A 26,505-nucleotide genomic window follows, 5' to 3' on the forward strand; every position below is an offset into this window, starting at 1 on the left:
GAAAATTACGCTAGAACTAGGCAAAAATTTTTGTATCTAGTTGTTCTAAATAAAAAATTTTTAACGACGTTATAGTGCAATTTAATTCGTTAAATTGATCAAAGATTTATGCAGGTTGGTATAATTACTGGTGGCAGTGTCGCAAGACATTGCCGCTGTAACGGTATTGATAAGTAAAATACAAAGTGGAATAAATTATTTTTGTAAATGTTAACTAATTATAGTTAAAAAAAAGCAAGCCAGGTGGCTTGCTTTTAGCGTCTTTAAATACACACACTTATAGACTCGATTTAACTATAACCTTTAAAATCTATAGCTTGCGCCAAATGTAATACGGCGGTCTGTAATACCTTGGAAACAAAGTAAAGCACCTTCGTTTACACAAGACTGGCTAACTTCTGACTCAGTTAAGTTAACGGCTTCAATACCGATATTTAGCTGATCGTTCACATCATAACTTATGCTGGCATTAAGCTGCCCTCTGTCTTCTTGTACAACAGGGAAACCCCATGGGAAGCTTGAAGTGCTACCAAAGTCAGTTGAACGGTACCCTTCGCGCCACGTGTAACGCGCTCGAGCAGATAGACCGTATTTCTCATAGTAAAATGTGATGTTATATGCGTTTTCTGACAGATCAATGAGTGATTGCTTAGCACTGATGTCTGCATCCGGGTTACCGGTTGTTAATGCAAAAACAGCATTTGCACGACTCGTTGCGGTGTCAAATGATTCACCACCAGAAAATTCTTGATAGGTGTAGTTAGCAACAACACCAAAACCTGATGCCCAGCCTAGCTCTTTTTCAAAATTTGATAAGTCGTATTGAGCTGCAAGCTCGATGCCTTGCTGTGTTGTTTCGCCAGAATCATTAATAGTAGTTTGTGTTGGTACACATAACCCTACACCAGCATCTGGGCCAAATACGTTTATGTCAGCAATTGGGTTAAATATGCCGCCGCCTTCACATTCAGGACCATTTGTATCGCGAAAGCCTGTGCTTGGGTCTTCAAATGGGTCAACTTGCTGTGTAACGTGCAAATCGCTACGTGTTTTATGAAAGTACCCCACACTTAATAAAGCAGCGGGTGCAAAATACCAATCAGTGGATATATCGAAAGAGGTTACTTCTTCTGGCTCTAAGCCTGAGTTACCTATTGAAACTGCACTATTAGGGCTGGTGCCAAACGTAACGGATGTAGATAGGTCATCAAAATCTGGGCGTCTGATATCTTTTGACCAACCTAGACGAACAATCACATCTTCACTTACATTCGCGGCTAAATTAAATCGTGGTAAAAAGAAATCGTAATCACCTTTTGACGTTACTTGAGTCACCAGTTCGTTGCCACTTCCATCTTGAGTAACAGAGTTACCTAGCGATGTAACTTCAGTCTCTAAATAACGTAAGCCAAAGTTACCGCGAAACATGCCATACTCAAAATTAGCTTGTGCATATAAGGCATGTGTTTCTTCTTCAATATCAAAAAACGCATTTACTTGAGACGTTGGTGAACTTATTGGACCACGATCAGAACCTGTTATTGCATTATTAGCTTCAATCGCTTGGTTAAGTGCTGCTAATACAGCTTGTGGATCAGAGGATGCAAGCTCTGGGTTTATAAGTAAGAAATCACGAATATAAAGTGCTCGCCCATCACCATCATTAAAGTTATCTGGGCCCGCTGTTAATAATTGTGCAAATAAATCACCCGTTGGGCTATCAGCCATATTTCTTAAACCAACGTTAGAGCGAACTTGATCCGACATACTGCTCGTTTTACTGTAGCGGTAACCAAAATCGACTGACGTTATTACATCATCTAAGTAATATGTAAAATCTGTACGAAACGCATCTTCTGTATTTTCTGACTCATCTTGCCCTTGGTTTACGTCACGTAGAACAACATTTGCAGGGTCGAGTAATTGAGCCATTGTTGGTGCGTTTGCCTCCCCCGTTGCAATACCAAATGTAAGTGCATCACCTGTAAGATCATACTCAAAAGGAGTCCCGTTTTCATTTGACGAATTAGTAGCGACATTTGGATTTATAAAATTAAGCGTTGTATTAAAGCTTGGTGTAGTTGAATCAGAACGAGAGGTTGAGGCTTCAACACTTGCAAATAATCTATCGCCTTGCCATTCGCCCCCTATTCTAAATATTTTGCTTTTTGTTATGCGTGAATTAGTATCACTAGAAAAACGTAAATTAGGATCGCCACCACCGTCTTCAACCGGAATAACGCCTCTTACGGCCGCTTGTATGCTGCCTAGGTTTTGTCCGTCAAGAGAACCAAAATTAACTGTTTCAAATTCACTCGGTATTGATACATTTCTAAGATCACTTAGGCCAGATGCTTGTACTCTTGAGCTTTCTTGGCGGCGCTCTTGATCGTTAACAACTGCATCAAAAAAGAATTTCATATTATCGTTTGGTGCATATTCAAATGTACCTGCGAAGTTTTTTGTCTCGTATTCGTAATTATCGTAATCTTGAATCAAAAATTGTACTGGTAGAAAATCAAACGATTGTGCACTTGCAGCACCACTATCAGCGGCTATCGAATTATCTCTATCAGCACGAGGACGAAATGCGGTTACGTCTTGCTCACTGTAACTACCACTAAATACAACACCAAACTTACCGCCAGAATCAAGCTCCCAGTTATCACCCCAAGCACCCGATACCCTAGGAGTAACACCATCTGTTGATAAGCTACTATCTTCACCTTGAACTCTAATTGAGCCTAGAGTTTCATTTAACTGTAACGGGCGAATTGTTTTAAGGTTTATTGTTGCGCCCACAGAGCCTTCGATTGTTTTTGCTTCAGGTGACTTAATTACTTCTACACCGGAGATGATTGCAGCTGATACATCTTCAAAACTAATGCCACTTCGCCCAGACCCAGAGCCAACTGTTGATACGCCGTTCACTTCTGTACGATTAGCATTGGTACCACGAATTTGAACGCCCGTACCTACCCCTGCTTCACGGGTAATTTGAATCCCCGTTACATTTTCAAGTACTTCTGCGAGGTTTTGATCTGGTAGCTTACCAATATCGACAGCCTCAATAATCTCAACAAGGCTATCTGCTGAACGCTTTTGTGCAAGCGCATTTGTAAGCGATTGTCGAATGCCTGAAACCTCAATAACCTCAAGATCGTCTACAGCTTTTTTTGGAGCTTCTTGCGCCTGTGTAGACAAAGACATACCAAGTGCGGTTGCCGATATAACTGCCAGTGTAATTTTAGATAACTTGTGACTCATAGTTTTTTTCCTGTGTGTGTGAAATGCTATGTTTAACCAGCTACTTTATTGTTTTTATTAAAAGCCCCTAATTATTACAAACCCTTAACTTTATATTTACACCCAACCATAAAAAGGTCAACCTTTTGGTAATGAATTTAGATCAAATATTATGCAATATGTTATTACCAAAATAGAAAAACCTACCTAACCTTTAAATTAAAATCATAAAGTAGATTTTAAGTACATGTTATTTATTGATTTTAAATTTAATTAGAAATTGAGCTATCAATTACAAGGGTTAAAAGAGTTAGTGTTTTAAAAATGAAATAATTTAGGCAAGAGAAACCGATGATGTTGTACGCACTTAATAAATGGCATTATTGGTTAACCAATTTTTTTTCAGTCAAGAAGCGTTATTAGAAAGCGAACTGTGTTGAGTACTATTTATTAGCGTTATTGAAAATATAAAATTGAAGAATTTAGGGATCAAAAAAAGGCGGTAAAACCGCCTTTTTAATGAGATTTAATGTTTAACTATTATTACAGCTTGTAGCTTAAACCTAAGAATAAGCGTGGGCCGTAGTCATTCACTTCACCTAAGTTTCCTTCAACAAAGAAATCTTGTGATTTAGGTGCGCTGAACAAGTTAATTGCTTCTGCTTTAACTCTAAAGTGCTCATCAATTTTGTATGATGCGCGCATTTCCCATACGCCTACAGAATCAACATAACGAAGTCGAGTACCATTTGTAGTATATGGTTGGAAATACTCACTACGATATTTGTAAATAACGGCAGTATCAAACCCACCAATTTGGTAGTACAGCTGGCTGCTAAATACATGCTTTGAAAAACCAGGTACTGAAGCCGACTCAATAATACCGTCAGTTAATTGTGTAGTATTACCGTCTACATCAGTAACAAACGTATCGCCGTATAAGCTATCTTGGAACTCAAAGTCAGTGTCTGCATAGTTGTAACCAAATTTCATACCGATGCCATTATCCCAGCGGTAAGAAAATGAAGCTTCAAGACCTAGTATTTCACTGTCCTCGTCTGATGTAACAGAGTTAGTAATTGGTAATGAAACAGTTTCACCGGCAACAGTAAACTCTTCAATTACTGTTTGTTGTTGAAAACCACCATTGAACTGTTTGTAGTATAAGCTTAACGCTAAGATTGAATCTTCGTTAGGGTACCATTCAAACGCAGCGTCGTAGTTCCACGACATAAGTGGTTGAGTGTCCGGGTTACCAGAGCCATTTACACCCACTAATAAATCGCTGATTGATGTTGCTGTACCTTCTGTATCTTCTTGGAATGTACGGCTATAACCTAAATTAGATGGATTTGCGCGTGACATACCACGGTATATACCTGCTCGGAATAAAATATCTTCGCTGTAATCAATAACTAGGTTAAAGCTTGGTAAATACTTAGTGTAATCGCCACCACTTTTTATTTTATCCAGTGAACCGTTATCAGACTCAACTAGAGACAGTACACCGGTATCACTTGTTACAACATCAAAGCTATTTCTAAAACCAATCGAAGTTACATCTGTGTCTACAATACGAAGACCAAAGTTACCGCGAATGAATTTGCCAAACATTTCAGTATCGTAGTTAGCCATTAAGTACACTGATGTTGTTTTTTCTGTTACATCAATTGTACCTGCATTTTCATATTCCACTTCTGGGTAAGCAAACACACCATCAGCGTTAGAACCAGCTACAGCTTGTGAGAAACATACGTTGTCGTATGTAGCCCATGATGAACCTGTACCGCTAGCTACAACGTTACCGTCGCTATCAATATTTGTTACGATATCACCATCAGATACACTCGATAAAAAGCCTGATTCAGGGAAATCGATTTGACAACCTTGTAATACGTCAAGCGCTTCAGTACCAGAGTCTAGTGTAAATTCGTTTCTTGAACCGTTACCTTGGCTACCACCATACTGTAGGAAGGTCATTTCAGATGTTCTAATACCACCTTGAATACTTGTAAAAACGTTGCCATCTAGCGCATAGTCAAAATCTAGTCGCGCTGAGATAACTTCGTTTTCACGAACATTTTCACGGTCAAGTCGTGTTCTTAGGCTATCTGTAAAGTTTGAAATATCTGTTACGTCAAAATCTGTCAGTGTGAAATGAGGAATTTCATCGCCCATATCCCAAGAAAAGAAATTGCGACCTGATGTTCTACCACGGTTAGATATTTGAAGTTCTTCACGTTCAGTTTTTGAATACGCTAAATCTAAGTCAACAGTTAATCTATCGGTAACTGTATGTTCTATATTTATGCCGTAACCTTGGTAGTTTTCTTCACGAGAAAATTGCTCACCCGCTGATTCAATACGCTCTTCACCTTCCCAATGTAAAATACCGCCTACATCGTTAGTTACAAGTGTTGGACCGGTTACACCTGGTGTTGCACGTTTTTGTAAAAAGATTAAATCGTGGCGTGCTTCTTGTTGTGTTCTATCTGAAATTTGTGCATCAAAGTTAATATCCCAATCAGCTGACGGTTGGTATTGCAGTGCAAAAAATACTGCATCACGTTCATCAGATGTCTCGTTTTGACGAAAGCTTCGGCTACTGCCAGTCCAAGCATAAGGAGTCCCATCACTTACTGCTTTACCTGTTTCTGGATCGATTTCTGTATCGTAACCTTGGTTGCTACTGCCATTAACTTGGTCTTCACAGTCGCCTGCGCTGCTACGGTAAAAACCTTCATTGGTATTAGTCGGATCGTTTAAACACGCCCACAATGAAGAACCTGATGGGCTAGAACTTCTGTATTCAGCCTCTGGTTGACTAATTTCTTGGCGCTGCACACCAAAAGACACACCAACGGCTTGGCCGTTATCAAATTCAAACTGATCAACATAACTAAACGTGCCACGGTAACCCGCGTCACTTTGCAGCGAGTTATCTACATTACCTTCATCAGGGTTGTAATTTAATTTAACCTCAGCTGATACACGTTGTTTGCCAAAATCAAGTGGAGTTATAGTTTCAAGTGCAATAACACCTGCAACACCACCTTCAATCATTGACGCATCTTGCGTTTTATATATCGCTACTTTTTTTACAAGTTCAGAAGGGAACTGCGAAAAGTTAACTGAGCGGTCACCACTACCATTAGTCGCTTCACGACCATTAATGTGTGTTGCACTTAAAAATGGACCAAGACCACGGATAGTGATTTCTGTAGCACCACCGTTTTCACGGTGAGATGCAGCACCTGTAATTGATTCTAGTGCTTCACCGATAGACAGTGCTGGTAAATCACCAATATCTTCAGATGACAGGCCATCAACTACCGTTGTTGCTTCACGTTTAATTGCTATTTGATCTTGTATCGTTCTACGTGTACCTGTAACACTAATTATTTCAACGTCTTCTTCAACTTCTGTCGCTTTTCCCTGATCTTCCTGTGCGCTTGCTGTAAATACGCAAGAACTTGCCATACCTGCGATGACCGCTGTTCTTACCCATTTTGCAACTGGGCGCATTGCAAACTGCCCTGTTGTAGAATTATTGTTATCTCGTGACTTCAACGACATTTGAATTCTCCGCTGGTTGTTGTTGTGTGATTTTAGTGTGTTAGCTTGTTATGCTGATGTATATTTTATGTGACCTTTGGCATTAATATACTTAAACCCAGCACGATGATCAACCAATTTGACGTTTTAATATTACCATAAGGTATACCAATTTTAACTTAACGGCATTACCAGTAGGTCAGCCAGGTTTTTTACTAGAATATAAACAGCTCTAAACTAGTCGATAAATGAGTTATGTAGGTTGAGAAAAGTGTGGTGATTATTAATAAATAATAAAAAAGCCCCAAATTTGGGGCTTTTAAAAGTTAACTGATTAATTGGTTACTTAATCGTTTTGTATTTTCCATGTAGATCCAACACCGACTTCAGATGATTGAATATAATGAAGACCTTTAGCACCTGCCTCTGCCTGAAGGCCTGCAGGGTCAGTTTCTAATAACGTACTTGCTGCTGTAACGTACTCAAGCACTTCTTTACCGTTAGTTGCTGGGTCTTGGTCAATTGCACCATCAGTATCGAATGCGCCATTACCATTTAGTTTTCTGATTTCAACCCAGTCACCGCTTGCATCGCCTGATACTCGACTATCCATATAACCAAAGTTGTTACTTAGCACCGAACTATCATGATTAATTAAGTCACAGTCATATTCAAAAGCATGGTCACTATCAAGTGTATTTGGGTAAAATAGGCCTTGAGTTTTAGCACTGCTGCTTATTGTATCTGCGTCTGTTTGATCACCTAAACCGTTTGCAATTAAATTTCCATTAAAGTTTATAACAAACGCATTTTTGGTCAGCCCATAGAGTACCGGCGCATTCGCTGCGGTTAACTCATCACAATCACTTGTTGGTGCTTTAGGGCCTATTTCCGTACTAAATACAATAGGTTGCTGTGAATTCAAAACCGTATTGTTTGTTACATTTAGTGTAAAGTCGCCAGCCGCATCAAGTACAGCTTGGTTACCCGAGTTTGGCACACCGCCGTCAGCTTGCGAAAATGGATTTGCCGTAAATACAATACCGCCCGCTTCTTTATTGCCAGAACGAATACCTGCAATGTAGTTGTTACTCACAGTGTGACCAAGTGGTGTGATTAATATACCCGCTGGGCGATCATCAGAGCTTGCAATATCGGTAGTTCGAATAATAATGTTATCTGTAACACTGTTGAAGCCACCATCTTCTAGTGAAATACCACCATTAGGATTTACGATTGTATTGCCTTTGATGGTTGCCCCAGAAGTTTGTACACGCATTAAACGACGACCCGTTACAAAGTTTTCTACGCGGTTATACTGAATAGTAAAGTTTGCGTTATCAGCTGCACCACTACCCGTTGTACTGCCAACATTAATTAAATGTAAGCTAGAATTGTCAAAGTTTGGATTGCTACTAGTGCCACTAAACAAGTTATATTCAATAACGTGATCCGAGCTTGCAGATGCCATTTTAATCACGGAGCCATTTTCAGCAAAATTACGATTAGAAAATGTATTACGTTCGATTAAAGCGCCTTTACCTTTTAGCATTAACCAATGATAAGTAGAGTTGTTTAGCGTTGCTTCTTCTCCATCCATCGTGTTTTGCGAAAAAGTAAAGTTATCCCCTTCTGAGTAAATAACAGCACCTTCTTCGGTTTCACAAAATGCACCCGCTTTAGTATCTATATTCTTAAAGGTAAGCCCTGTTAACCCAGCGCCATCTACTCCAGCAGCTACATGCACACATACTTCACCACTAAGTACAGGAGTTTGACCTTCTACAGCGCGAAGCGTTACTGCACTGGTTAATAAAATTGCGTCCATATCAGCATAAACCCCCGTGTTTAAACCAATAACATCACCGTCAGCTAAACCGCCACTTATAGCACCAAGGAGTGCTTCAGGGTTACTAACTAATTGTGTGTAAACCAATGTATCAAGTGAGTTTGTAACCTCACTCGCAAAGCCATCATTATCTGTATACGTGGCTTTTACTGACATTATTGAGCCAGCGTAATCAGAAGGCGTAAATGTTTTACTATTGCTCCCAGCTATTTCAACGCCATCAGCAGACCAAGTATAAGTAACGTTAGCCTCTTCAACGCCGTTGTTATCAGTTATCTCAGCGGTTAACTCGCCATTTGTTAAATAAGGCACTACACCCATAATGGCTACGCTACCGGCTTCGTCAACCGCAACAGCAGAAACAGCAATTGTTTCCTCTGATGTATTATCCTCGATAAACCCATTATCATCTGTATAAGCAACCTGAACACTTACCTTTTGACCTAAAAGTGATGCATCAACTGTAAAGGTGCTCTCTATTGCGCCATCTATCGCTTGTGCGTCAGCAAGCCATTGATAAGTGATATCTCCTGTCGCCCCATCGGTATCATTAATTTCTGCTGTTAAAGTATTTCCAACAGTTGGCGTGCCGCTAATTGTAACTTCGCCTTCTGAGTTTGTTCGTGCGACAACCTCTGTACCGGCTGAAGTTACAGACTCGTTAAACCCACGGCTATCTTCAAAAGATGCACTAACTGTAATAACTGTACCAAACTGTGCGTCTGTTAACGTGAGCGTTGAAAGTGCTTCATCAGCAATTTCTACGTCATCTGCAAACCATTTATAAGTTACTGTATCGCCATCAAAGCCATTGTCGTCAGCTACATTAGCAGTTAGTTGCGAACCAACTAGTGCGTCACCTGTAATAGTTAAACTTGCAGGAAATGCGATTGCGGCAACATCTGCGGTTGGTTCTGTAATATGCGATTCATTAATACCGCCATCATCGGTATAAAGCCCTTGAACTGTAATTGGTAACCCTATCTGATCGTCAGTCAATGTAAATGAAGCGCTATTTGCACCAGCAATTGCCTCACCATCTGCATACCAGTAGTAAGTCACGTCACCTGAGATACCATCAGGGTCACTAACTTCAGCTGTTAATGTTTGTCCGCTTGTAACAGTTCCACTAAGAGCAATAGAGCCCAAGTTGTTGTCATTGTTGTTTGAGTTTGTGTCACAACCAACGATTGCTGCTGCAATAGCGCATAGCGCAAAATGTTTGAATTTCATGGTGGCTCTATTCTCCAAATTTATAGTTTTAATATTTGGTTATCTATTGTGTGTGTTACCAAATAAATCATGTAATTATTACCAAATTCATTTGAATTGCAAATGAATTGTTAACCAACTTGGTAATATAACCACAATAAAATAAGTTTTTCCACTATCCCCACCTAATTAAACAACAATAAATAAACACCAAGTTAACCTTGGGCTTTTATTGTTGGTTAAAAATTGAATTCAATTGTGAAAAATAACGTTGAAGATACATAGCGTTATAGTAAAAACTTAGTTTTATATAGGGTTTAGTAGGTAATATTATTAAATATATGTGAAGTATTCTTATTTGAAGACAATAAGAAAAGAAGTGAGTTTGTATAAAGAGGATGATTTACAAAGAGAATTAAAATTAAGGGTAAAACAAGGGGCAATTTTCTTACCCCTTTTTTTGAGTGCTGTTTTATAACATGGCGTTATTATAAAACTCTACAGGCTCATTTGAACCCAAAGCAACAGGCACACGCTGGTGCAAGCTAGTTGGCGCAATATCTAAAATTCGCGTTCCTCTAGAGGTTGCTTTACCACCTGCGTTTTCAACTAAAAGTGCTAACGGGTTTGCTTCATAAAGCAGTCTTATTTTTCCGTTATCGTTACCACTGCGTTTATCTTGTGGATACAAAAATAACCCACCTCGGCATAAAATACGATGAACGTCGCCTACCATCGCTGCATTCCAACGCATTGAGCTTTTTTCAAAGCTTTCACAGGTGTATAGCAATTTATCAAAATACACTTGTGTTGGTTCGTCCCAGTAACGGTAGTTAGCCATATTAACGGCAAATTCACGGCTTTGTTCTGGCACACTTAACTGCTTATTTGTCAGTAAGTAACCGCCATGTGTTGAGTCTAACGTATAACAACGCGTAGGACCGCCAGTACTCATTACAAGTAATGATGAAGGGCCATATAACACATAGCCTGCACATACTTGATTTACACCGGGCTGACTAAATTGCTCGTCGCTGTCAAAAGGAACATCATCACGGGCTAAGTAAATAGTAAATATAGTGCCTATTTGCCCATTAACATCAATATTAGAAGAGCCATCTAACGGGTCAAAAGCAACAATAAACTTACCTTCAGGGTGGCCACCTACCGCATGATCTTCTTCCTCTGATGCAACAGATCGTACACTGCTATCATCAAGTAGGATGTCTTTAAGTAGTTGGTTTGCGATTACATCAAGCTTTTTTTGAACTTCACCTTGAACGTTTTCATTCAAAGTTGACCCTAAAACACCGGCTAATTCACCTTGGCTTACTCGAAAAGCAATTTCTTTACTGGTCGCTAAAATTGTGCGAATAAGTAAAATAAGAGCGGTATCTACACCGTCTTCTTTCAATACTGTATTTAATCTTTTCATGCGCTATACCTATTTACACAATTTAGATCGTCAAAGCATTGCTCTAGCCTTGCAACCATACTTTGCTCTGAATGACGCAACCATACACGAGGGTCATAGTATTTCTTGTTTGGCTTATCATCCCCGTCAGGGTTACCAATTTGCCCTTGTAGGTATGCTTGCTTGTCTTTGTAGTAATCTAAAATACCTGTCCAACACGCCCACTGCGTATCGGTATCAATATTCATCTTCACTACGCCATACGTTAAAGACTCTGCAATTTTACTGTACTCAGAACCACTACCACCATGAAAAACAAAGTTAATTGAGTTGCTTGGTAGATTAAATTTTTCTGATACGTAAGCTTGTGAATCTTTTAAAATAGTTGGCGTAAGAACAACGTTACCCGGTTTATATACACCATGAACATTGCCAAAAGAGGCTGCAATTATAAAGTTAGGGCTAATACGACTTAAGCGTTCGTAAGCAAATGCAACATCTTCAGGCTGAGTATATAAAGCAGAACTATCTAGGTGTGAGTTATCAACACCGTCTTCTTCGCCACCCGTGCAACCAAGCTCAATTTCAAGCGTCATACCTATTTTTGCCATACGCGTTAAGTAACGTTCACAAATTTCGATATTTTCTTCTAAAGGCTCTTCTGACAGATCAATCATATGTGAGCTAAACAATGGTTTGCCAGTCAGTTCAAAGTGTCTTTCACCTTCATCAAGCAAACCATCAATCCAAGGTAGTAGCTTTTTAGCTGCGTGATCAGTGTGAAGCATCACTGCTACTTCATAATGTGCTGCCACTGAATGTACATATCTTGCAGCACTTACCGCCCCAAGCACAGCTGATTGTTGCTCTGGTAAAGATAAGCTTTTACCACAAAAAAATTGTGCTCCACCATTAGAAAGCTGAATAATAACGGGCGAGTTTTTCTTTTTAGCAGCTTCTAGCGTCGCATTAATAGATGTTGTGCTAACAACATTTACCGCTGGCAACGCATATTGATTAGTACGTGCATGCTCGTACACAGCACTTACTTCGTCGCCAACGATTACGCCTGGTAGTATTGTTGGGGCTAAATAATTCATTTATGAAATCCTTTCTATTTTAAAGCCTGGATACAAGAATCAGTAATTGCTTGCCAATTTTCTTGTTCAACCCATTCTTTCTTCGCTATCCAAGTACCGCCAACGGCGAATACATTATTTAAAGAAAGATAGTCCATTTTGTTACTTTCGCTAACGCCACCTGTAGGACAAAAGCTGACTGCTCTAAATACTGACGACACAGCTGACACAAAAGGAGCGCCACCGGCAAGCGATGCTGGGAATAATTTTTGCTCTTCAAAGCCATATTCAAGCGCCATTAAAATATCACCGGTGTTTGATACACCAGGAAGTACCGGCACATTACATTTAGCAAGAGCTTCAAGTAACGTAGGAGACACCGCTGGGGTTACAATAAAATCAGAACCCGCTTCAAGTGCTTGCTCCAAAATATCAGTATTGATGACTGTTCCCGCACCTACTTTTAGCTCAGGCACCTGTGCTTTAATAGCTTTTAATGCCTCTATTGATGCCTCTGTTCTTAGCACTACTTCAACTAAAGTAAGCCCAGCATTGGCCATAGCTTTCGCTATTTCAACACCTTGCTCTGGAGTATCTGCTTGAATTATAGGTAGCAGTGTTTGTCCTGCCATAAGTTCAGAAAAGCGAGTCATAACGTTGTTCCTTTATAAAAAGTAATGCGGCCGAGGTATAGCGGCCTTTAATGTTTAATTATTTTGTTATACCAATTGCATTAAATTATTGAGCTATTATAGCGACAAGAAAATAGCTCAATAACAAGGCTAAAATTATGATACATAGTTGCTCTATATAAATAATTTTTAACGTAGTTAGTGAGTTATTTAATACGCTAAGGTGATCATGTTTTTAATAAAATTGGTATCACATGCCAGCTTCAGCCATTGCTAGCTGAAATATATCTTTTGGAGCAATAGCACCTGGTTGCTGTATAACAGTCCCTGCCGCTTTTGCAGCAAGTTGCACGGCACTTGAAATTGATTTATCAGATAAACGTGCACCTAAGTAAACACCGTTAAAGGCATCGCCTGCTGATGTTGTATCTACAACGTTTTTGACCGGTACAATAGTGTGGCTTTGAAGCGTATCGCCCTCTTTTGTCACTACCGATTCAGGGCCATTTTTAACAACAATTTCTTCAATTTGGTAAGGCTTTAAATATTCAACAACTGCTTCTACGCTATGAACGCCATAAAGTGTTGTTAAATCTTCAACGCCTGGTAGGGTAATATCTGCAAACGTAAAGGCTAAATGATATTGCTCTTTTGTTTCCTCTACACTATTCCACAAACGTGCTCTATAGTTAGGATCAAAAACGATTTTAACCCCAGCATCTTTAAGCTCCTTTACCACTTTCCAAAAGTCTTCACGTGCACTTTCTTCAATTATTGCTAATGAAATCCCTGAAAAGAAAAACATATCACCTTGGCTAAGCTGCTCGAGTGCATCAGCATCTAAAAAATCAACAACCTTTTTAGCTGCAGAATCATTGCGCCAATAAATAAAGCTACGCTCACCATGCTCATCAGTTTCTATGTAGTACATACCAGGTACTTTGGTGTCGTGAGCAAATACAAGTTGCGTATTTATTTTTTCACTTTCAAAGCGTTCTAGCATTTTTTTACTTAAATTATCTTGACCTAAAGCCGTAACAACCGAAGTAGTAACCTGCGGGAAGCAACGTTTTAAATACACTGCAGAATTATAAACATCGCCTGCAAATGATTGGTGCAGTGTTGCCGCGCTCATAGCTCTAAGCTCGACCATGCATTCACCGATAAAGTAAATATTTTTCATCTTGGAAGTTACCCTATGTAGTTAACTGCTATGCACTTATACAAAATATGTTGGCATAGCAGTTATTATCTAGATTATTGAGGCTTTTTAAGAGGTTCTATTTTTGGAATTAAAATCCAAACAGCTGCCATTGCTATGATGGCTAAAGAAGCACCAATTACAAATGCTGGTGTGTAGTTACCATCAGCAGTAAGAAAAGGTACTAACGATGTAAGACCTACAGCACCAAGTTTTGCCGCCATACCAGAAAAACCTGATAATGTACCCACTGCTTTTTTACCTAACAAATCACTTGGTAGTGTTTGCACGTTACCAATTGCAGTTTGAAAACCAAATAAGATAACAGCCATAATTAGTACCGCTGTTGTTGGTCCGCCTGGATTTGCCATTGCAAGTAGCGCTGGTAACATAATTAAACAACCCAGCGTAATAGTAAGCTTACGTGTTTTATCTGTATTCCAACCTGCTTTAAGCCTGTTTTGTGCCAATAAGCCACCAAACCAAGCACCAAACATAGCGCCAACATAAGGTACCCAACCGTATATACCAATAGATTTAACATCCATGCCGTATACTTCGTTTAGGTAAATAGGGATCCAAAAAACAAATAACCACCAAATTGGGTCAATTGCGGCAGAGGCAATGATTACACCCCAGCTTTGCTTACGAGAAAGTAACTCAGCAGTTGTAGGGTTATATTCCTCTTCGTCTTCACCAGTTACATCACCGTTGTCATCAACACGTCTTTGACCCGTTAAGATATATTCACGTTCTTCGGCAGTAAGCCAAGGATGTGAGCTAGGCGGTGCTTTAACTAAAATTAACCATGGAACTAACCAAAGGAAACCTAATGCACCAACAAAAACAAACACCATTTGCCAGCTAAAGTAGATAGTTAAATAAGCAATTAAAGGAATAGCAATAATGCCACCAATTGCGGCGCCAGAGTTAAAAATACCCTGTGCTAAAGCACGTTCTTTAGTAGGGAACCATTCTGCGTTACCTTTAGCTGCACCAGGCCAGTTACCGGCTTCTGCTACACCTAAGATTGCGCGAAAAATACTAAGACTAAGTACACCTTGTGCAAATGCATGCGCAACGGTTGCAATAGACCAAACACCTATTGATAGTACAAAACCGAAGCGTGTGCCCACCCAGTCAAATATTTTACCAAAGATTGCCTGACCAAATGCATAAGCAAATACAAACACAATAGAAATATTAGCGTATATTTGTTTGCGTTCTAGCGCTGATTCATCAGGAAATAAATCTTCAACAATGTCCGGCCAAAGCACACTAAGTGCTTGGCGGTCGATATAGTTAATAATGGTAGCTAGCGCTATTAGCGCTATAACCCACCAACGTAAGCCTTTAAGTTGCATAATTAATCCTCAAGAAAGTCTTCACGCGCTGGGCTAAAAGTATCAATCAGGATTCCGCCTGTTGGGCAGGTAGCTCCATGATCAGCAAATGGTGGGATTAAGCAGCTATCACCCGGTTTTAAGATTTTAGTTACGCCATCAATGTTAAAGTGAAACTCACCTTCAACAACATACGTTACTTGAGAATGTCTGTGAGCATGGTTATAACCAATAGCCCCTTTCTCAAACCAAATTTTAACAGCCATTAGCTCTTCGTTATAACCTAGCATTTGACGTTTTAGACCATTTCCTAAGTCTTCTATTTCGGTCTCGTTACCAAATGAAAAGTTTGCGCTTTGCTTTTGCATCCTATTTACTCCTGATTATTGTTCATCATATAAACGCCTAATCGGCCATTTAAAGTGAACTCTTTATTTTGATAATTGAATGTGTTTTTAGCTGATGTTTGTGCTTTATTAATTGCCACTAAATATGAGTTGCCTTTAATATCAAGTTCAACAAGTGTTAAATCGCCCTGCTGACTATATTCAAGCTTTGTAACTCGACTAACAGCTTCTAGGGTATATTCTTTACTTGGGTTGTACTCACCATGTGGCTCTAATACAGATATAAACTTATGTTGCTTTTGCCCCTCAACACGACGAATAAAACCATTTTCGTTGCGTAAATTAAAGTGAGGGTCATTTGCGCCTATTTGAGTAAACAAGAAAGACTCATCACCTTTTACCAAGCTCGTTTGCGTATAAAAACGACCATTTTCGTTTAGCCACGTTACTTTAGCTAAACCACTTTGAGGTTGCGCTTGAGCTTTAAGCCATAAATGTTGGTAGCCATTTTTAGTACCTAGCGCAGACAGCTGTGCTGCATTTGCTTTTAACTCAAAGCTGGTATCGATAAGCTGACCTTTATAATGCAAAGGCAGGTCAAGCTGATGCGCTTTATTTGCAGCAACATCAAATATATCAAGTGCAACTGTGCTTTGTAGTTCAGGTAAGTTAATAAGTGCAAGCGTACGCTCAAGATCTACGCCTTTATAAGCTGTGCTTATTTCGCCGCTTGAAACCGTGCCGTATTCATTTGTTTCGAAAAAGTTAAGTGTAGGGTAATTACTATTTCCTACTTCAACATTTGCATTAAAATGCGTTGTTTCGTCAACCACTACCGTATTGTGCGCAACAGTGTGTTTTGCGTAAGTTTCGTTTTCAGGTAAATAACGACCGCCGTATTTAGCTTCTACATTTAAAAAACGTGCTGCGCCATAATCAGATACAATTTCATTTCCGTGGTCGTAAAACTGCCATGTTAATTTATCAAAATGACCATGGCCCAAACCTTGTGCAGCAGGTTTAAACAGTAGCGCTTGATCGCCACCTACCTGCGTTCTCATTACAACTAAAGCACCTTGTTTACCGTCATTACCATCACCGAAGGCAACAGATTTAAACGAATAAGGTTTTGCCATGTTGTTATCAAGTGCTTGAGCTACTTTTAGCCCATCACCAGAGAGAATTATTTGGTCTTGTTGCTTAGCAATATCTAAATAACCTGCATCGTTGGTTAAGCCATACGCTGCCGTTACCCCATTTACTAACTCAATGGTATCGATGCCTTTACTTTTTATTGCATCGTTAATTGGGAAGAACAAACCGTTGTAGCTAAGTTGAATCGTCGTATCAATCGCTTTTAATAATATGCCATCGCGATATTCAAAGATTTTTCGTTGTGGTTCGTTGTTTTCAATCGCTTTAGCAAACGTTACAAATGGTAATAGTGCAAAGCGTTGATAGTAAGGACCTTCGTTATAGTAACCTTGTGGTGAAAACAGCATCTCTAGCTGCTTAATAAAGCCACCCTTACCCGACTTTTCTAAATCGTATAATGATTTTTCTACCCACTCAGGTTCGCCTAATACATACCCTGCCATGCCAACACCCGCTGTTGCCCATGTTCCATGGTTATGTACTTTATTAAATGTAGACGGTTGGCCTACAGATGTGAACAACGAAACAGGACGGAGTAAGTCATTCTCGATTGTTTTAATATTATCGGCATTTAACGAGTCATGAATTAGATCATAAGCTTGTATTGTGTACACAAGCCACATTGCTTCATTTAGGCTTTGCCAAAAAAACTTACCTGGATTTTGCGAGTCCATTTTACGTTTTGGATGCAGACCAAGCGTTGGGTATAATTTTGCATACTCAAGCAACATATCACGTACATAGTTTGCGTATTTATCATCTTGGCTTAATTGATAAATAATGCCCGCGTTGTACATAAGTTGATAATTTTTCTTATGGCGCTCATGTGTATAACCACCACCGCCATCTTTTGGAACTGGTACAGTGATAGGCTGTGCAATTTGTTCATCTACTTGCGCTTTTAGCGATTCAAACGCAGTAGCAAACTTTGTGCTACCGTTGCTACTAATTGCTTGGCGCATTTGCTTAACATCATCAGTAGTAATCACTAAGTTTGGGTGCGCTGCATGCGCCCCCAATGATGTAAGTAATGTAATTGCAACTACAGCAGCTATTTTAAAACGTGTTTGGCATTTTAATAAGTACATAGTATTTACCCTGCCTTATTTAAAATGTTGTTATTTTTTAATACTGCCGTGTGTGGGCCTTTAACTCTTAACTCTTTAACGCTTGGTGCTTTAGTTGCATCAAATGTATTGCCTGAGATTTCAGTTTTAGGCTCGCCTACTGTGTGCTCTACAACAATAGGAGCAGATTTAACAAATTTATTATCTTTAATATTAGTAACCTGAACACCGTGAACATAAATGCTCGCTTGCTCTTTATTACGCTTACCAAGGCCAACGTTATTAAGTGTGTTATTTGTCATTTCAAAATGAGGACCAAATGTACTTTCATCAGTGCCACCACGGTAAAGCTTAAGTACACCGCCTTCTACATTATTAAATGTATTATTATTTACAATGACGTATTCCGCGTTATAAACACCTAAGTCTTCAATTTCAGTATTTAGACGTAAAATGTCACCTGTTACTGTATTAAAGGTATTACCTGTAACAATAATTTCGTCAGCCATTGCACCTTTACCGGTGATAAAGAAATGGAATGAATGATTAATATCTAAAGCATTTAACTGTGAGTTGGTCATTACAAAGCGGTAATTATCAACCATACCCCATTTTTGCGTACGAACAATGCTGTTACCTATTGCATCTGGCGCGTTTTCACCTGAAATTGATAAGCCATCTAGTTTTAAGCTGCCGCCATCATGTATTTCAAACAAAGTAGAGCGTTGAAAAGTAAGTTTAGACTTTGCGTTCTGCTTTGCTTTAATTGTCAACGTTTTATCAATTTTAACCAGTTTAGACACATCATACTGACCAGGCGCTAGTTCTAGAACATCGCCCGACTCTGCATTATCAATAGCATCTAGTAATGCACTTACATCAGCTTTAACAGAATGTGTCTTACCAGAATCAAAATCAACTAAAGCAGGTACTTTTGCATACCAACTAACACCGGTATCTTCTTTTTTAAGTACTTTTAAATCGCGCTTTGCACCTACATTTAAACTTTTAGAGGTTGGGTAAAGTAGACCATTACTTGCTTTTTCAAGCGTGATTTTTTCTTTTTTTACACCGTACGTTAGCTCAGAAAGCACTTTTGTATCTGCAATGTTGTTACTTAATACTAACCCACTTACATCGTCGAATGTTGTAAATGGCTGTTCACCATCTTGGTTTATGATTAAGTTGTTTTTCATTACGCTATTTTTTGGGGCTGCGCTACGCTCAGCATCGCTACCTGCAGCAAGTTGAATATGACGCACATTTATAAATGTGTTGTTTTCAATCGTCGCATTTTCTACTTGGTGATAACGATTAATAGATGAATTTGGTACGCCGTTCATTACAGTAAAACCACTGCCAAAACGATAGCCTGTTAGGCCTTGTAGGTAGTTATTTCTTACAATTTGATCTTTATTGATAACGCGGATACCACCTGTGTGATCAACACCATTACCAATGAAGATATTTTCTTCTATAAGATTGCCGTTACCATGGCGCAGCGTTAATGTACCGCGCGCTTCATAAAATACGTTATTACGAAGGATGTTTTTACCTGACTTAACCGAAACAATTTCTACTTCACCATTGGTACGTTCAAAGTAATTATTTTCAACCAATGTATGCGAATCAGTTAGTGAGTAATGGCTTGTGCCAATACGCAGGGTTTCACCACCGTTAGAACCAAAAGTTGGACGGTAGCCAAAATAGTTGTTATCTATACGATGATAGTTTTCCTGGCTTGCTTTGGTGTTTAAACGAACAGCAACTGTCACACCTTTATTGCGTTTGCCAACTAAATGACTATGATCAAAGCGGTTATGTTGTCCATATAAGGCAACCCAATAATCAGACTCTCGCTTGTCTGGATTACTGTAATTATCGATTACTGTTTGAGTAACTCGTGAATTGTAGGCTAATTCATTTTTATTTTTACGAAATTCTATTACAGCTGAGCTCGGTGTGTAGCCGTCTTTAAATACTAAACCAGAAGCTTCAAGGTATTTACCTGCAAGTCTTAGATTAGATTGACCTGATAGAATTACTTTTCCGTTAGTTTCAGCGGTTAATATAATAGGAGAGTTTTTTGTACCTTGGCCTTCAAGTAAAATTTCGAAGTCAGACCAAGTACCATTTTTAAGTACTACTTTGTCGCCAGCAACTAGATTAGCTGCGATATCATTAAAAGCTTGTTTATTTTCTATAAAATAATCTTTGGCCGCTACTTGTGTGGATATGCAACCGATGAGAACTAGACTAAGCTTTATTGTATTAATCAAACGCATAGTTAACTCTTTTTCGTTGTGACTGAAAGTAGTGCTTCATCAGAATTAAAAAAAGCTGACATTGCACAAAGACTTTAGTCAATTGGTGTCATGTGTGTTAAAGCGCTTTAAGTTAAAGCTCAAAGCGCTCAATAAGGTCGAGAAGTATTACTTTTCTAACTTTTTGAAGTAATCAAAAATTTCAGGAACGTTACCTTGACCCATACCAGCGTCAAACGCTGCTTGTAGGTTAGCTGATGAACCTTCAGCGATTTTTGATTCAGTACCTAGGTCTTCTACCATTTGTAGGAAGTAGCCTAAATCTTTGTTTGCATTAGCAATCGAGAAACCAAGGTCGCTAACATTATCAACTGCATAGTTTTTACAAAATTGCATAAATGGTGAATTAGATGGGCCAGTCGACATAATGTCGAAAAGTTGTTGACGGTCAACACCAGCAAGCTCTGCCACTGCAAATGCTTGTGACATAGCACATACTGTCGTCATGCCCATGAAGTTGTTGATAAGCTTAGTTGTATGACCTGCACCTAGCTCGCCAAGATGGAAAACGTTTTCACCTTGATCTTCAAGTACTGGTTTAACTTTATTGAATGTATCAATATCGCCTGCAGCCATAATGTTTAAAAGACCGTCTTTAGCATGTGCTGGTGTACGACCTAGTGGCGCGTCGATCATGCCTGCGCCTTTAGCTGCTAAATCAGCACCAATTTTTTTAGTAGATGATGGGATAGAAGTACCAAAATCAACTAATACTGCACCTTCTTTAATACCCGCTAGGATACCGTCTTCTGCGTAAACAATTTTTTCTACAACGGCAGACGTTGTAAGACAAAACATAACAATATCTGAACCTTCAGCTAGCTCTTTTGCAGTGCTTGCTGTTTTTGCGCCTCTAGCAACACATGCTGCAACCGCATCTTTGCTAAGGTCCATAACAATTAGCTCATAGCCTTTGTTTTGTAAATTTTCGGCCATGTTGCCGCCCATTAAGCCTAAGCCGATGAAACCGATGACTGGTTTTGACATGAATAACTCCTAAATATGTGGCGCATACTTTTATAAGAACAAGTAAAATTTACTCTATAAATACGCTGTGTCTTTTGTTTCAATTTGTAGAGTAACTTTAAGCTTGAGTTATTTATAAATTAACCTGTGCAAAACGTAACTCTGATTAATTACCAATACATTGTACTCACTCAAACCAAGCAACTTACCAATTGGTATGCAAAAACTGTATTACCATACGACTTTTTTGTCAACCAATAAGTTAACCAAGCAAACGCCACATTTTTAAAAATTACACAAAAATTAATTTAATATCCTATTAAAACAGATGGTTATATATCAACAGCACAATTAAGCAAAGGTTAACTTTTGTTGAACAATCAGTAACTTTTTTTATACTAATAGGTTGACCAATAATTGAGTACTGGTTATTTAAACATCCAAAATTTAATAAAATGATTCATTAATTGGTAATTTATAAAGGTCGAACTCAAACTGTTTTAAGCCCACTCTCATATTAAGGTTGTGATTTATATGTAATGCCTACATATATGGCTAATACATATAACCCCCCTAAAACGCGCTTGATAATAGCGCTTAGTTAAAAATACTCTTAACTTTGAATAAATAACTAAAGGAACTAAAAATGCGTTTATTACATACTATGCTTCGTGTAGCGGATTTGGATAAATCAATTGCTTTTTATACTGAAATATTAGGTATGAAAGAATTACGCAGAGCTGATAACAGTGAATACAGATACACTCTTGCCTTTGTTGGATATGGCGACGAAGCAGATAACACAGTATTAGAGCTAACTTATAACTGGGACGAGGATAGCTACGACCTAGGTAATGGATATGGTCATATTGCTATTGAGTTTGATGATATTTACAAAGCATGTGCAGATATTAAAGCTGCTGGTGGCAATGTAAGCCGTGAACCAGGGCCTGTAAAAGGCGGTACTACTGAAATTGCTTTTGTAAAAGACCCAGATGGCTATGCAATTGAGTTAATTCAGAAAAAAGAAGACATGAGTAAATTTTAAATTACTTAACAACTAATTCAAGTTATAACAATTTGCATAATGCCAATCTGCTTATATATGGGGTCTATTTAACGTTAAAAAAATTACGCTAGAACTAGGCAAAATTTTTGTATCTAGTTGTTCTAAATAAAAAATTTTTATCGACGTAATAGTGCAATTTAATTCGTTAAATTGATCAAAGATTTATGCTGGTTGGTATAACTATGGAGAGGTTTAATTTTATATATAGTTCAAATGGTTATGCAGATTGGCATTAAATAAAAGGTGCTTTGCAGCACCTTTTTTTAACGCAACTGACTATCTTTACTACCACGCCTATTAAACGATTTAGCGCTGGCACCATTGCCTTCTATTTCAGCTTGGCATGCAACACAGTAGCGAACTCCTGGTAGCGCGAGCCTTCGTGCTTGTGGGATTTTTTCATCGCACTCGTCACATAGCTCAGCACTTGCACCAGATATTAAATTGCTTCTTGCATACTGTACGGCGTCGTTAACACTTGCATCAATTTGATCTTGAATTGCACCGTCTCGTGCCCATCCACTTGCCATAAATCCTCCTAATAAAGTTGGATGTTTAAATTTATGCTACCAAATTGAATCTTTATAAGTACTGAATAATAAAGCTAGGAATGGGGTGTTATTTGAAGGCTTCAACTATAAAACTATATTTTATATCTAAAGAAAGACGCTGTAGTTGCTCCCTGTAATCTACTTTCAAAAAGATCAACACTCTAAAATCAGGCAAAAAAAAGCAGCTAAAAAAGCTGCTTTGTAATTCTAATTATTTATTTAAATATTAAAGGCTGTAATCAACAACCTTCATGCCTAATTTTTCAAGCTCAGGGCGAAGTGTTTTAGCATCACCCACTACTAAATAAATCATATCTTTAGTGTTTAAGTGTTTTTTAGCTAAGGCGTTAACTTCTTCTTTGCTAATATTGCTAACAATCTCATTTCTTTCTTTTACAAAGCTAGGTTTTAAATCGAACTCTAATATTTGTGCTAAAAAGCCAAGTTTTGCATTAGGCGTTTCGTATTTAAGCGCATCTTTTTGATTGATAGCTTTACGCATAAACATAAGCTCTTCATCCGTGACACCGTTTTGAGCATAGTTATTAAGCTCATTAGTAAACTCTGTAATAGACGCTGCAGTAGAGTCGGCTCTCACCGCTGCAGAAGCTGTAAAGCCGCCTGATGTTTTATCACCCCAAAAACGAGAGCGAGCACCGTAAGTGTAGCCTTTATCTTCTCGTAAATTTAGATTGATACGGCTGTTAAACGTGCCACCAAATGCAAAGTTCATTAAGTTAGCTTTAAAAAACTCACCAGTAATGTCTTCAACCATATCGCGTTTACCAATACGAATTTCTGATTGAGGGGCATCTGGTTTATCTACAAGATAAATGACATTAGTTTCGACTTTAGGTTCGCTGAAATCAACAGTAACTGGGCTCGATTTACCTTGCCAGTTTGCAAGTGTAGCTTTAACCTTTGGCTCAATTGTTGACTCTTTTAAATCAGAAACAATAATGACTTGCGCGCCTTGTGGTTTAAAGTTTGCGTTATAAAAAGCTTTAACGTCATCTAATGTAATAGCCTCAATACTATTAAGCGTTCCAGTACTTGGAAGTGCAGCTATATTGTCGCCATATAGTAATTTGCTGTATGTATTAGATGCTAAATACCCTGCATCCTTCATTGAATGTTGAATATTTTGAATGATTTGCTTTTTATTACGCTCAAAGTCATCGGCATTAAATGCTGGTTTAAATAATTTCTCTTCAACAAGCTTTAGCGTTGCATCTACATTTTTAGTTAAGCTAGAAACATACACATTTGTATGTGTTTTGTCTGAGTAGATACTTACCTGGCTACCCAGTTTTTCAAGCGCGTTACTCATTTGCTCTGTAGTGTAGTTTTGCGTTGACTCGCTCATTAACGATGCAGTCATTGACGATAAACCCACTTTACTAGCTTGCTCATTATACAAGCCACCCGGAACTTTAATGAAAATAGCGGTGGTTGGCGTTTCTGTACTTTGCGTACCTAATATTTTAATACCGTTTTCGGTCTTAGTTTGCCAAAGAGAAGGAACATCAACAGCAGGATTTGCGCCGGCTACAGGGTGAATACTTCGATCAAATGTATCAACAGCTCTTCGTGCTACTAAATCATCAGCTGAAGTTGCAGATGGACCTCCAAAATCATGCGCTTTAGGCGTAAAGTTATCTGGGGCAGCTATAAGTTGAGTTTGACCTTCTGGCACAACACTCATAATAACGGCAGATTTACCTTTGATATATTGATTAAAAACACGCATAACATCAGCTTTTGTGACTTTGTTATAACGTGCAATCTCATCTTTAGCTGAGTTTGGGTTACCTGTAAACGTTTCAGATGCGGCTAGTTGAGAGACTTTTCCTGATACGCTTTGCAGACCAAAAATTGCACCTGACTCTATTTTAGCTTTTACTTTATCTAAATCATCTTGTGTAACGCCACGCTCTTCAAATTCAACAAATGAATCACGAATGATTTTTTCCATATCAGCTAACGTTTTCCCTGCTGTAGGATTTGGTAAAGCATAAAGACTAATTGAACACGCTAACTCTTGGCATGGATGATTTGCACTTGCTTGAACAGCAAGTTGAGTTTTAACTAGGTTTTTGTATAGTAGTGAATTATTACCTCCACCTAATATTTCAGCAAGTATATCAAGAGGTGCTTCATCTTCAGAGCGAGCATAAGTCGTTGGGAAACTCATACTTAATAAAGGTAAGTGAACCTTATCTTCCATTGAAATATATCTATCGGCATCTAGTATTACAGCTGTTTTTTCAACTTTAGGTATTTCAGGACCTTTTGGGATTGGTGCAAAATATTTAGTAACTAATGGCAGTATATCATTAGCGCTGATGTCACCACCAATGGTAAGCGTTGCATTATTTGGTCCGTACCATTTTAAAAAGAATGCTTTTAAATCATTTACATTTACGCGATTTAAATCGTCCATAAAACCAATTACAGGCCATGAATATGGATGGCCGTCTGGATACATCGCTTGAGCAACACGTTCACCTAAACGACCATAAGGGCGATTATCAACACGTTGGCCGCGCTCATTTTTTACTGTTTCGCGTTGTACTTCAAATTTTTCTTGGGTTACAGCATCGAGTAAAAAGCCCATTCGGTCAGCTTCTAGCCACAACATCTTTTCTAATTGATTTACAGGTACTGTTTCAAAATAATTTGTTCTATCAGAGTTAGTAGTACCATTTAAAGTACCGCCTGCTTCAGATATTATTTTAAAATGTTCCTCATCAGCAACATTCTCTGATCCTTGAAACATCATATGCTCAAAAAAGTGAGCAAAGCCTGACTTACCCAACTCTTCGCGAGCAGAACCAACGTGGTATGTTACATCAACGTGTACTAAGGGATCTGAATGATCCTCATGCACAATTACAGTTAAACCGTTATCTAGTTTATATTTTTTATACGGTATGTTGATTTCACCTGCATTAGATTTCACTGATTCAATAAGTGTAACGCCAGGAATTGATGTTTCTGTAACAATATTTTTATCAACAGCTTGAGTTGAGCTATTACATGCAGCCAACCCTGATGCAAGTAAAACAGCAAGTGCAATTTTTGTGAGTTTCATTTTTTAGTCCATATTTAAATTAACTCAATGAGTTTAAAGACTAATTAAAAGTACAACAAGGAATATGGAGCGATTATGGGTTTGGTTTTGTAACAAAGTGTAAATAGATTGATATAAAAATGAAGTATAAAATGAGGGTATTAATTTGTGGTTTTATTCTAATAACACTGCACTTTCCTATCTAAGTAGTAAATGACATATCTAAGAGATTGGTACTCTTGATAACGTCGTGCATAGAGAGTGCGGTGTCACACTGCTTTACACAATACTTAAAATAGTAAGTGGCGTCCCCAAGGGGATTCGAACCCCTGTTACCGCCGTGAAAGGGCGGTGTCCTAGGCCTCTAGACGATGGGGACACATAAATGTGTCACTAGGACAACTGAATTTTTAGACTCGTTT

The 26,505-nt window shown here is 38.5% G+C and carries 15 protein-coding genes and 1 tRNA gene; 1 reads left to right on the top strand and 15 read right to left on the bottom strand.

Going from position 1 to position 26,505, the window contains the following annotated elements; all coding sequences use genetic code 11:
- Nucleotides 1-303 precede the first annotated feature (303 nt).
- The 12 genes from H5161_RS08115 to H5161_RS08170 all read right to left on the bottom strand — a co-directional run bounded on the left by H5161_RS08115 (nt 304) and on the right by H5161_RS08170 (nt 21,411).
- Nucleotides 304-3,267 carry a TonB-dependent receptor gene (locus H5161_RS08115; protein ID WP_182769071.1) on the bottom strand — a complete coding sequence of 988 codons (2,964 nt, stop codon included), beginning with the start codon at nt 3,265-3,267 and terminating at the stop codon, nt 304-306.
- A gap of 522 nt (nt 3,268-3,789) precedes the next feature.
- Complete coding sequence (locus H5161_RS08120) at nt 3,790-6,822, bottom strand: TonB-dependent receptor (protein ID WP_182769072.1); 3,033 nt, start codon at nt 6,820-6,822, stop codon at nt 3,790-3,792.
- 325 nt (nt 6,823-7,147) lie between these two features.
- The gene (locus tag H5161_RS08125; RefSeq protein WP_182769073.1) at nt 7,148-9,883 is read right to left on the bottom strand and encodes a poly(beta-D-mannuronate) lyase; all 2,736 of its coding nucleotides are present in this window, start codon (nt 9,881-9,883) and stop codon (nt 7,148-7,150) included.
- A gap of 451 nt (nt 9,884-10,334) precedes the next feature.
- Nucleotides 10,335-11,297 carry a class 1 fructose-bisphosphatase gene (locus tag H5161_RS08130; protein WP_182769074.1) on the bottom strand — a complete coding sequence of 321 codons (963 nt, stop codon included), beginning with the start codon at nt 11,295-11,297 and terminating at the stop codon, nt 10,335-10,337.
- The gene (gene fbaA, locus H5161_RS08135) at nt 11,294-12,376 is read right to left on the bottom strand and encodes a class II fructose-bisphosphate aldolase (protein ID WP_039489411.1); all 1,083 of its coding nucleotides are present in this window, start codon (nt 12,374-12,376) and stop codon (nt 11,294-11,296) included. Before fbaA ends, H5161_RS08130 begins: the two co-directional genes overlap by 4 nt.
- Nucleotides 12,377-12,390: 14 nt before the next feature.
- The gene (eda, locus tag H5161_RS08140; RefSeq protein WP_182769075.1) at nt 12,391-13,008 is read right to left on the bottom strand and encodes a bifunctional 4-hydroxy-2-oxoglutarate aldolase/2-dehydro-3-deoxy-phosphogluconate aldolase; all 618 of its coding nucleotides are present in this window, start codon (nt 13,006-13,008) and stop codon (nt 12,391-12,393) included.
- 229 nt (nt 13,009-13,237) lie between these two features.
- Nucleotides 13,238-14,170 carry a sugar kinase gene (locus tag H5161_RS08145; protein ID WP_182769076.1) on the bottom strand — a complete coding sequence of 311 codons (933 nt, stop codon included), beginning with the start codon at nt 14,168-14,170 and terminating at the stop codon, nt 13,238-13,240.
- Nucleotides 14,171-14,244: 74 nt separating this feature from the next.
- Nucleotides 14,245-15,552, bottom strand: a complete 1,308-nt coding sequence (locus H5161_RS08150) for an MFS transporter (protein ID WP_002962964.1) — start codon at nt 15,550-15,552, stop codon at nt 14,245-14,247.
- 2 nt (nt 15,553-15,554) lie between these two features.
- A complete protein-coding gene (locus H5161_RS08155) occupies nt 15,555-15,899 on the bottom strand; it encodes a cupin domain-containing protein (protein ID WP_002962963.1) in 345 nt (114 codons plus the stop codon).
- Between the two features lie 5 nt (nt 15,900-15,904).
- A complete protein-coding gene (locus H5161_RS08160) occupies nt 15,905-18,121 on the bottom strand; it encodes a heparinase II/III family protein (RefSeq protein ID WP_182769077.1) in 2,217 nt (738 codons plus the stop codon).
- 5 nt (nt 18,122-18,126) lie between these two features.
- A complete protein-coding gene (locus tag H5161_RS08165) occupies nt 18,127-20,385 on the bottom strand; it encodes a polysaccharide lyase 6 family protein (RefSeq protein WP_182769078.1) in 2,259 nt (752 codons plus the stop codon).
- A gap of 147 nt (nt 20,386-20,532) precedes the next feature.
- Complete coding sequence (locus tag H5161_RS08170; protein ID WP_002962960.1) at nt 20,533-21,411, bottom strand: NAD(P)-dependent oxidoreductase; 879 nt, start codon at nt 21,409-21,411, stop codon at nt 20,533-20,535.
- Nucleotides 21,412-22,036: 625 nt separating this feature from the next.
- Here H5161_RS08170 and gloA point away from each other — a divergent pair.
- Nucleotides 22,037-22,438: a lactoylglutathione lyase gene (gloA, locus tag H5161_RS08175; protein ID WP_024594782.1), complete on the top strand. Its 402-nt coding sequence runs from the start codon at nt 22,037-22,039 to the stop codon at nt 22,436-22,438.
- Between the two features lie 284 nt (nt 22,439-22,722).
- On the opposite strand, the gene H5161_RS08180 is transcribed toward gloA, so the two are convergent.
- From H5161_RS08180 to H5161_RS08190, 3 genes are all read right to left on the bottom strand, one after another.
- Nucleotides 22,723-22,989, bottom strand: coding sequence for a DksA/TraR family C4-type zinc finger protein (locus H5161_RS08180; RefSeq protein ID WP_024605380.1), 267 nt, complete (start codon nt 22,987-22,989; stop codon nt 22,723-22,725).
- A 247-nt stretch (nt 22,990-23,236) separates the two neighbouring features.
- A complete protein-coding gene (locus tag H5161_RS08185) occupies nt 23,237-26,104 on the bottom strand; it encodes a pitrilysin family protein (RefSeq protein WP_182769079.1) in 2,868 nt (955 codons plus the stop codon).
- Nucleotides 26,105-26,386: 282 nt separating this feature from the next.
- Nucleotides 26,387-26,462, bottom strand: a tRNA-Glu gene (locus tag H5161_RS08190).
- Nucleotides 26,463-26,505 lie beyond the last annotated feature (43 nt).

Origin of the sequence: Pseudoalteromonas sp. SG43-5 (assembly GCF_014164345.1) — a bacterium.
Classification (GTDB): domain Bacteria; phylum Pseudomonadota; class Gammaproteobacteria; order Enterobacterales; family Alteromonadaceae; genus Pseudoalteromonas; species Pseudoalteromonas distincta.

Coding starts and splice junctions, on each gene's coding strand:
- H5161_RS08150 (WP_002962964.1), bottom strand. CDS start 15,552: ATGCAACTTAAAGGCTTACGTTGGTGGGTTATAGCGCTAATAGCGCTA.
- H5161_RS08130 (WP_182769074.1), bottom strand. CDS start 11,297: ATGAAAAGATTAAATACAGTATTGAAAGAAGACGGTGTAGATACCGCT.
- H5161_RS08155 (WP_002962963.1), bottom strand. CDS start 15,899: ATGCAAAAGCAAAGCGCAAACTTTTCATTTGGTAACGAGACCGAAATA.
- H5161_RS08145 (WP_182769076.1), bottom strand. CDS start 14,170: ATGAAAAATATTTACTTTATCGGTGAATGCATGGTCGAGCTTAGAGCT.
- H5161_RS08115 (WP_182769071.1), bottom strand. CDS start 3,267: ATGAGTCACAAGTTATCTAAAATTACACTGGCAGTTATATCGGCAACC.
- H5161_RS08170 (WP_002962960.1), bottom strand. CDS start 21,411: ATGTCAAAACCAGTCATCGGTTTCATCGGCTTAGGCTTAATGGGCGGC.
- H5161_RS08180 (WP_024605380.1), bottom strand. CDS start 22,989: ATGGCAAGTGGATGGGCACGAGACGGTGCAATTCAAGATCAAATTGAT.
- H5161_RS08125 (WP_182769073.1), bottom strand. CDS start 9,883: ATGAAATTCAAACATTTTGCGCTATGCGCTATTGCAGCAGCAATCGTT.
- gloA (WP_024594782.1), top strand. CDS start 22,037: ATGCGTTTATTACATACTATGCTTCGTGTAGCGGATTTGGATAAATCA.
- H5161_RS08185 (WP_182769079.1), bottom strand. CDS start 26,104: ATGAAACTCACAAAAATTGCACTTGCTGTTTTACTTGCATCAGGGTTG.
- H5161_RS08165 (WP_182769078.1), bottom strand. CDS start 20,385: ATGCGTTTGATTAATACAATAAAGCTTAGTCTAGTTCTCATCGGTTGC.
- eda (WP_182769075.1), bottom strand. CDS start 13,008: ATGACTCGCTTTTCTGAACTTATGGCAGGACAAACACTGCTACCTATA.
- H5161_RS08120 (WP_182769072.1), bottom strand. CDS start 6,822: ATGTCGTTGAAGTCACGAGATAACAATAATTCTACAACAGGGCAGTTT.
- H5161_RS08160 (WP_182769077.1), bottom strand. CDS start 18,121: ATGTACTTATTAAAATGCCAAACACGTTTTAAAATAGCTGCTGTAGTT.
- fbaA (WP_039489411.1), bottom strand. CDS start 12,376: ATGAATTATTTAGCCCCAACAATACTACCAGGCGTAATCGTTGGCGAC.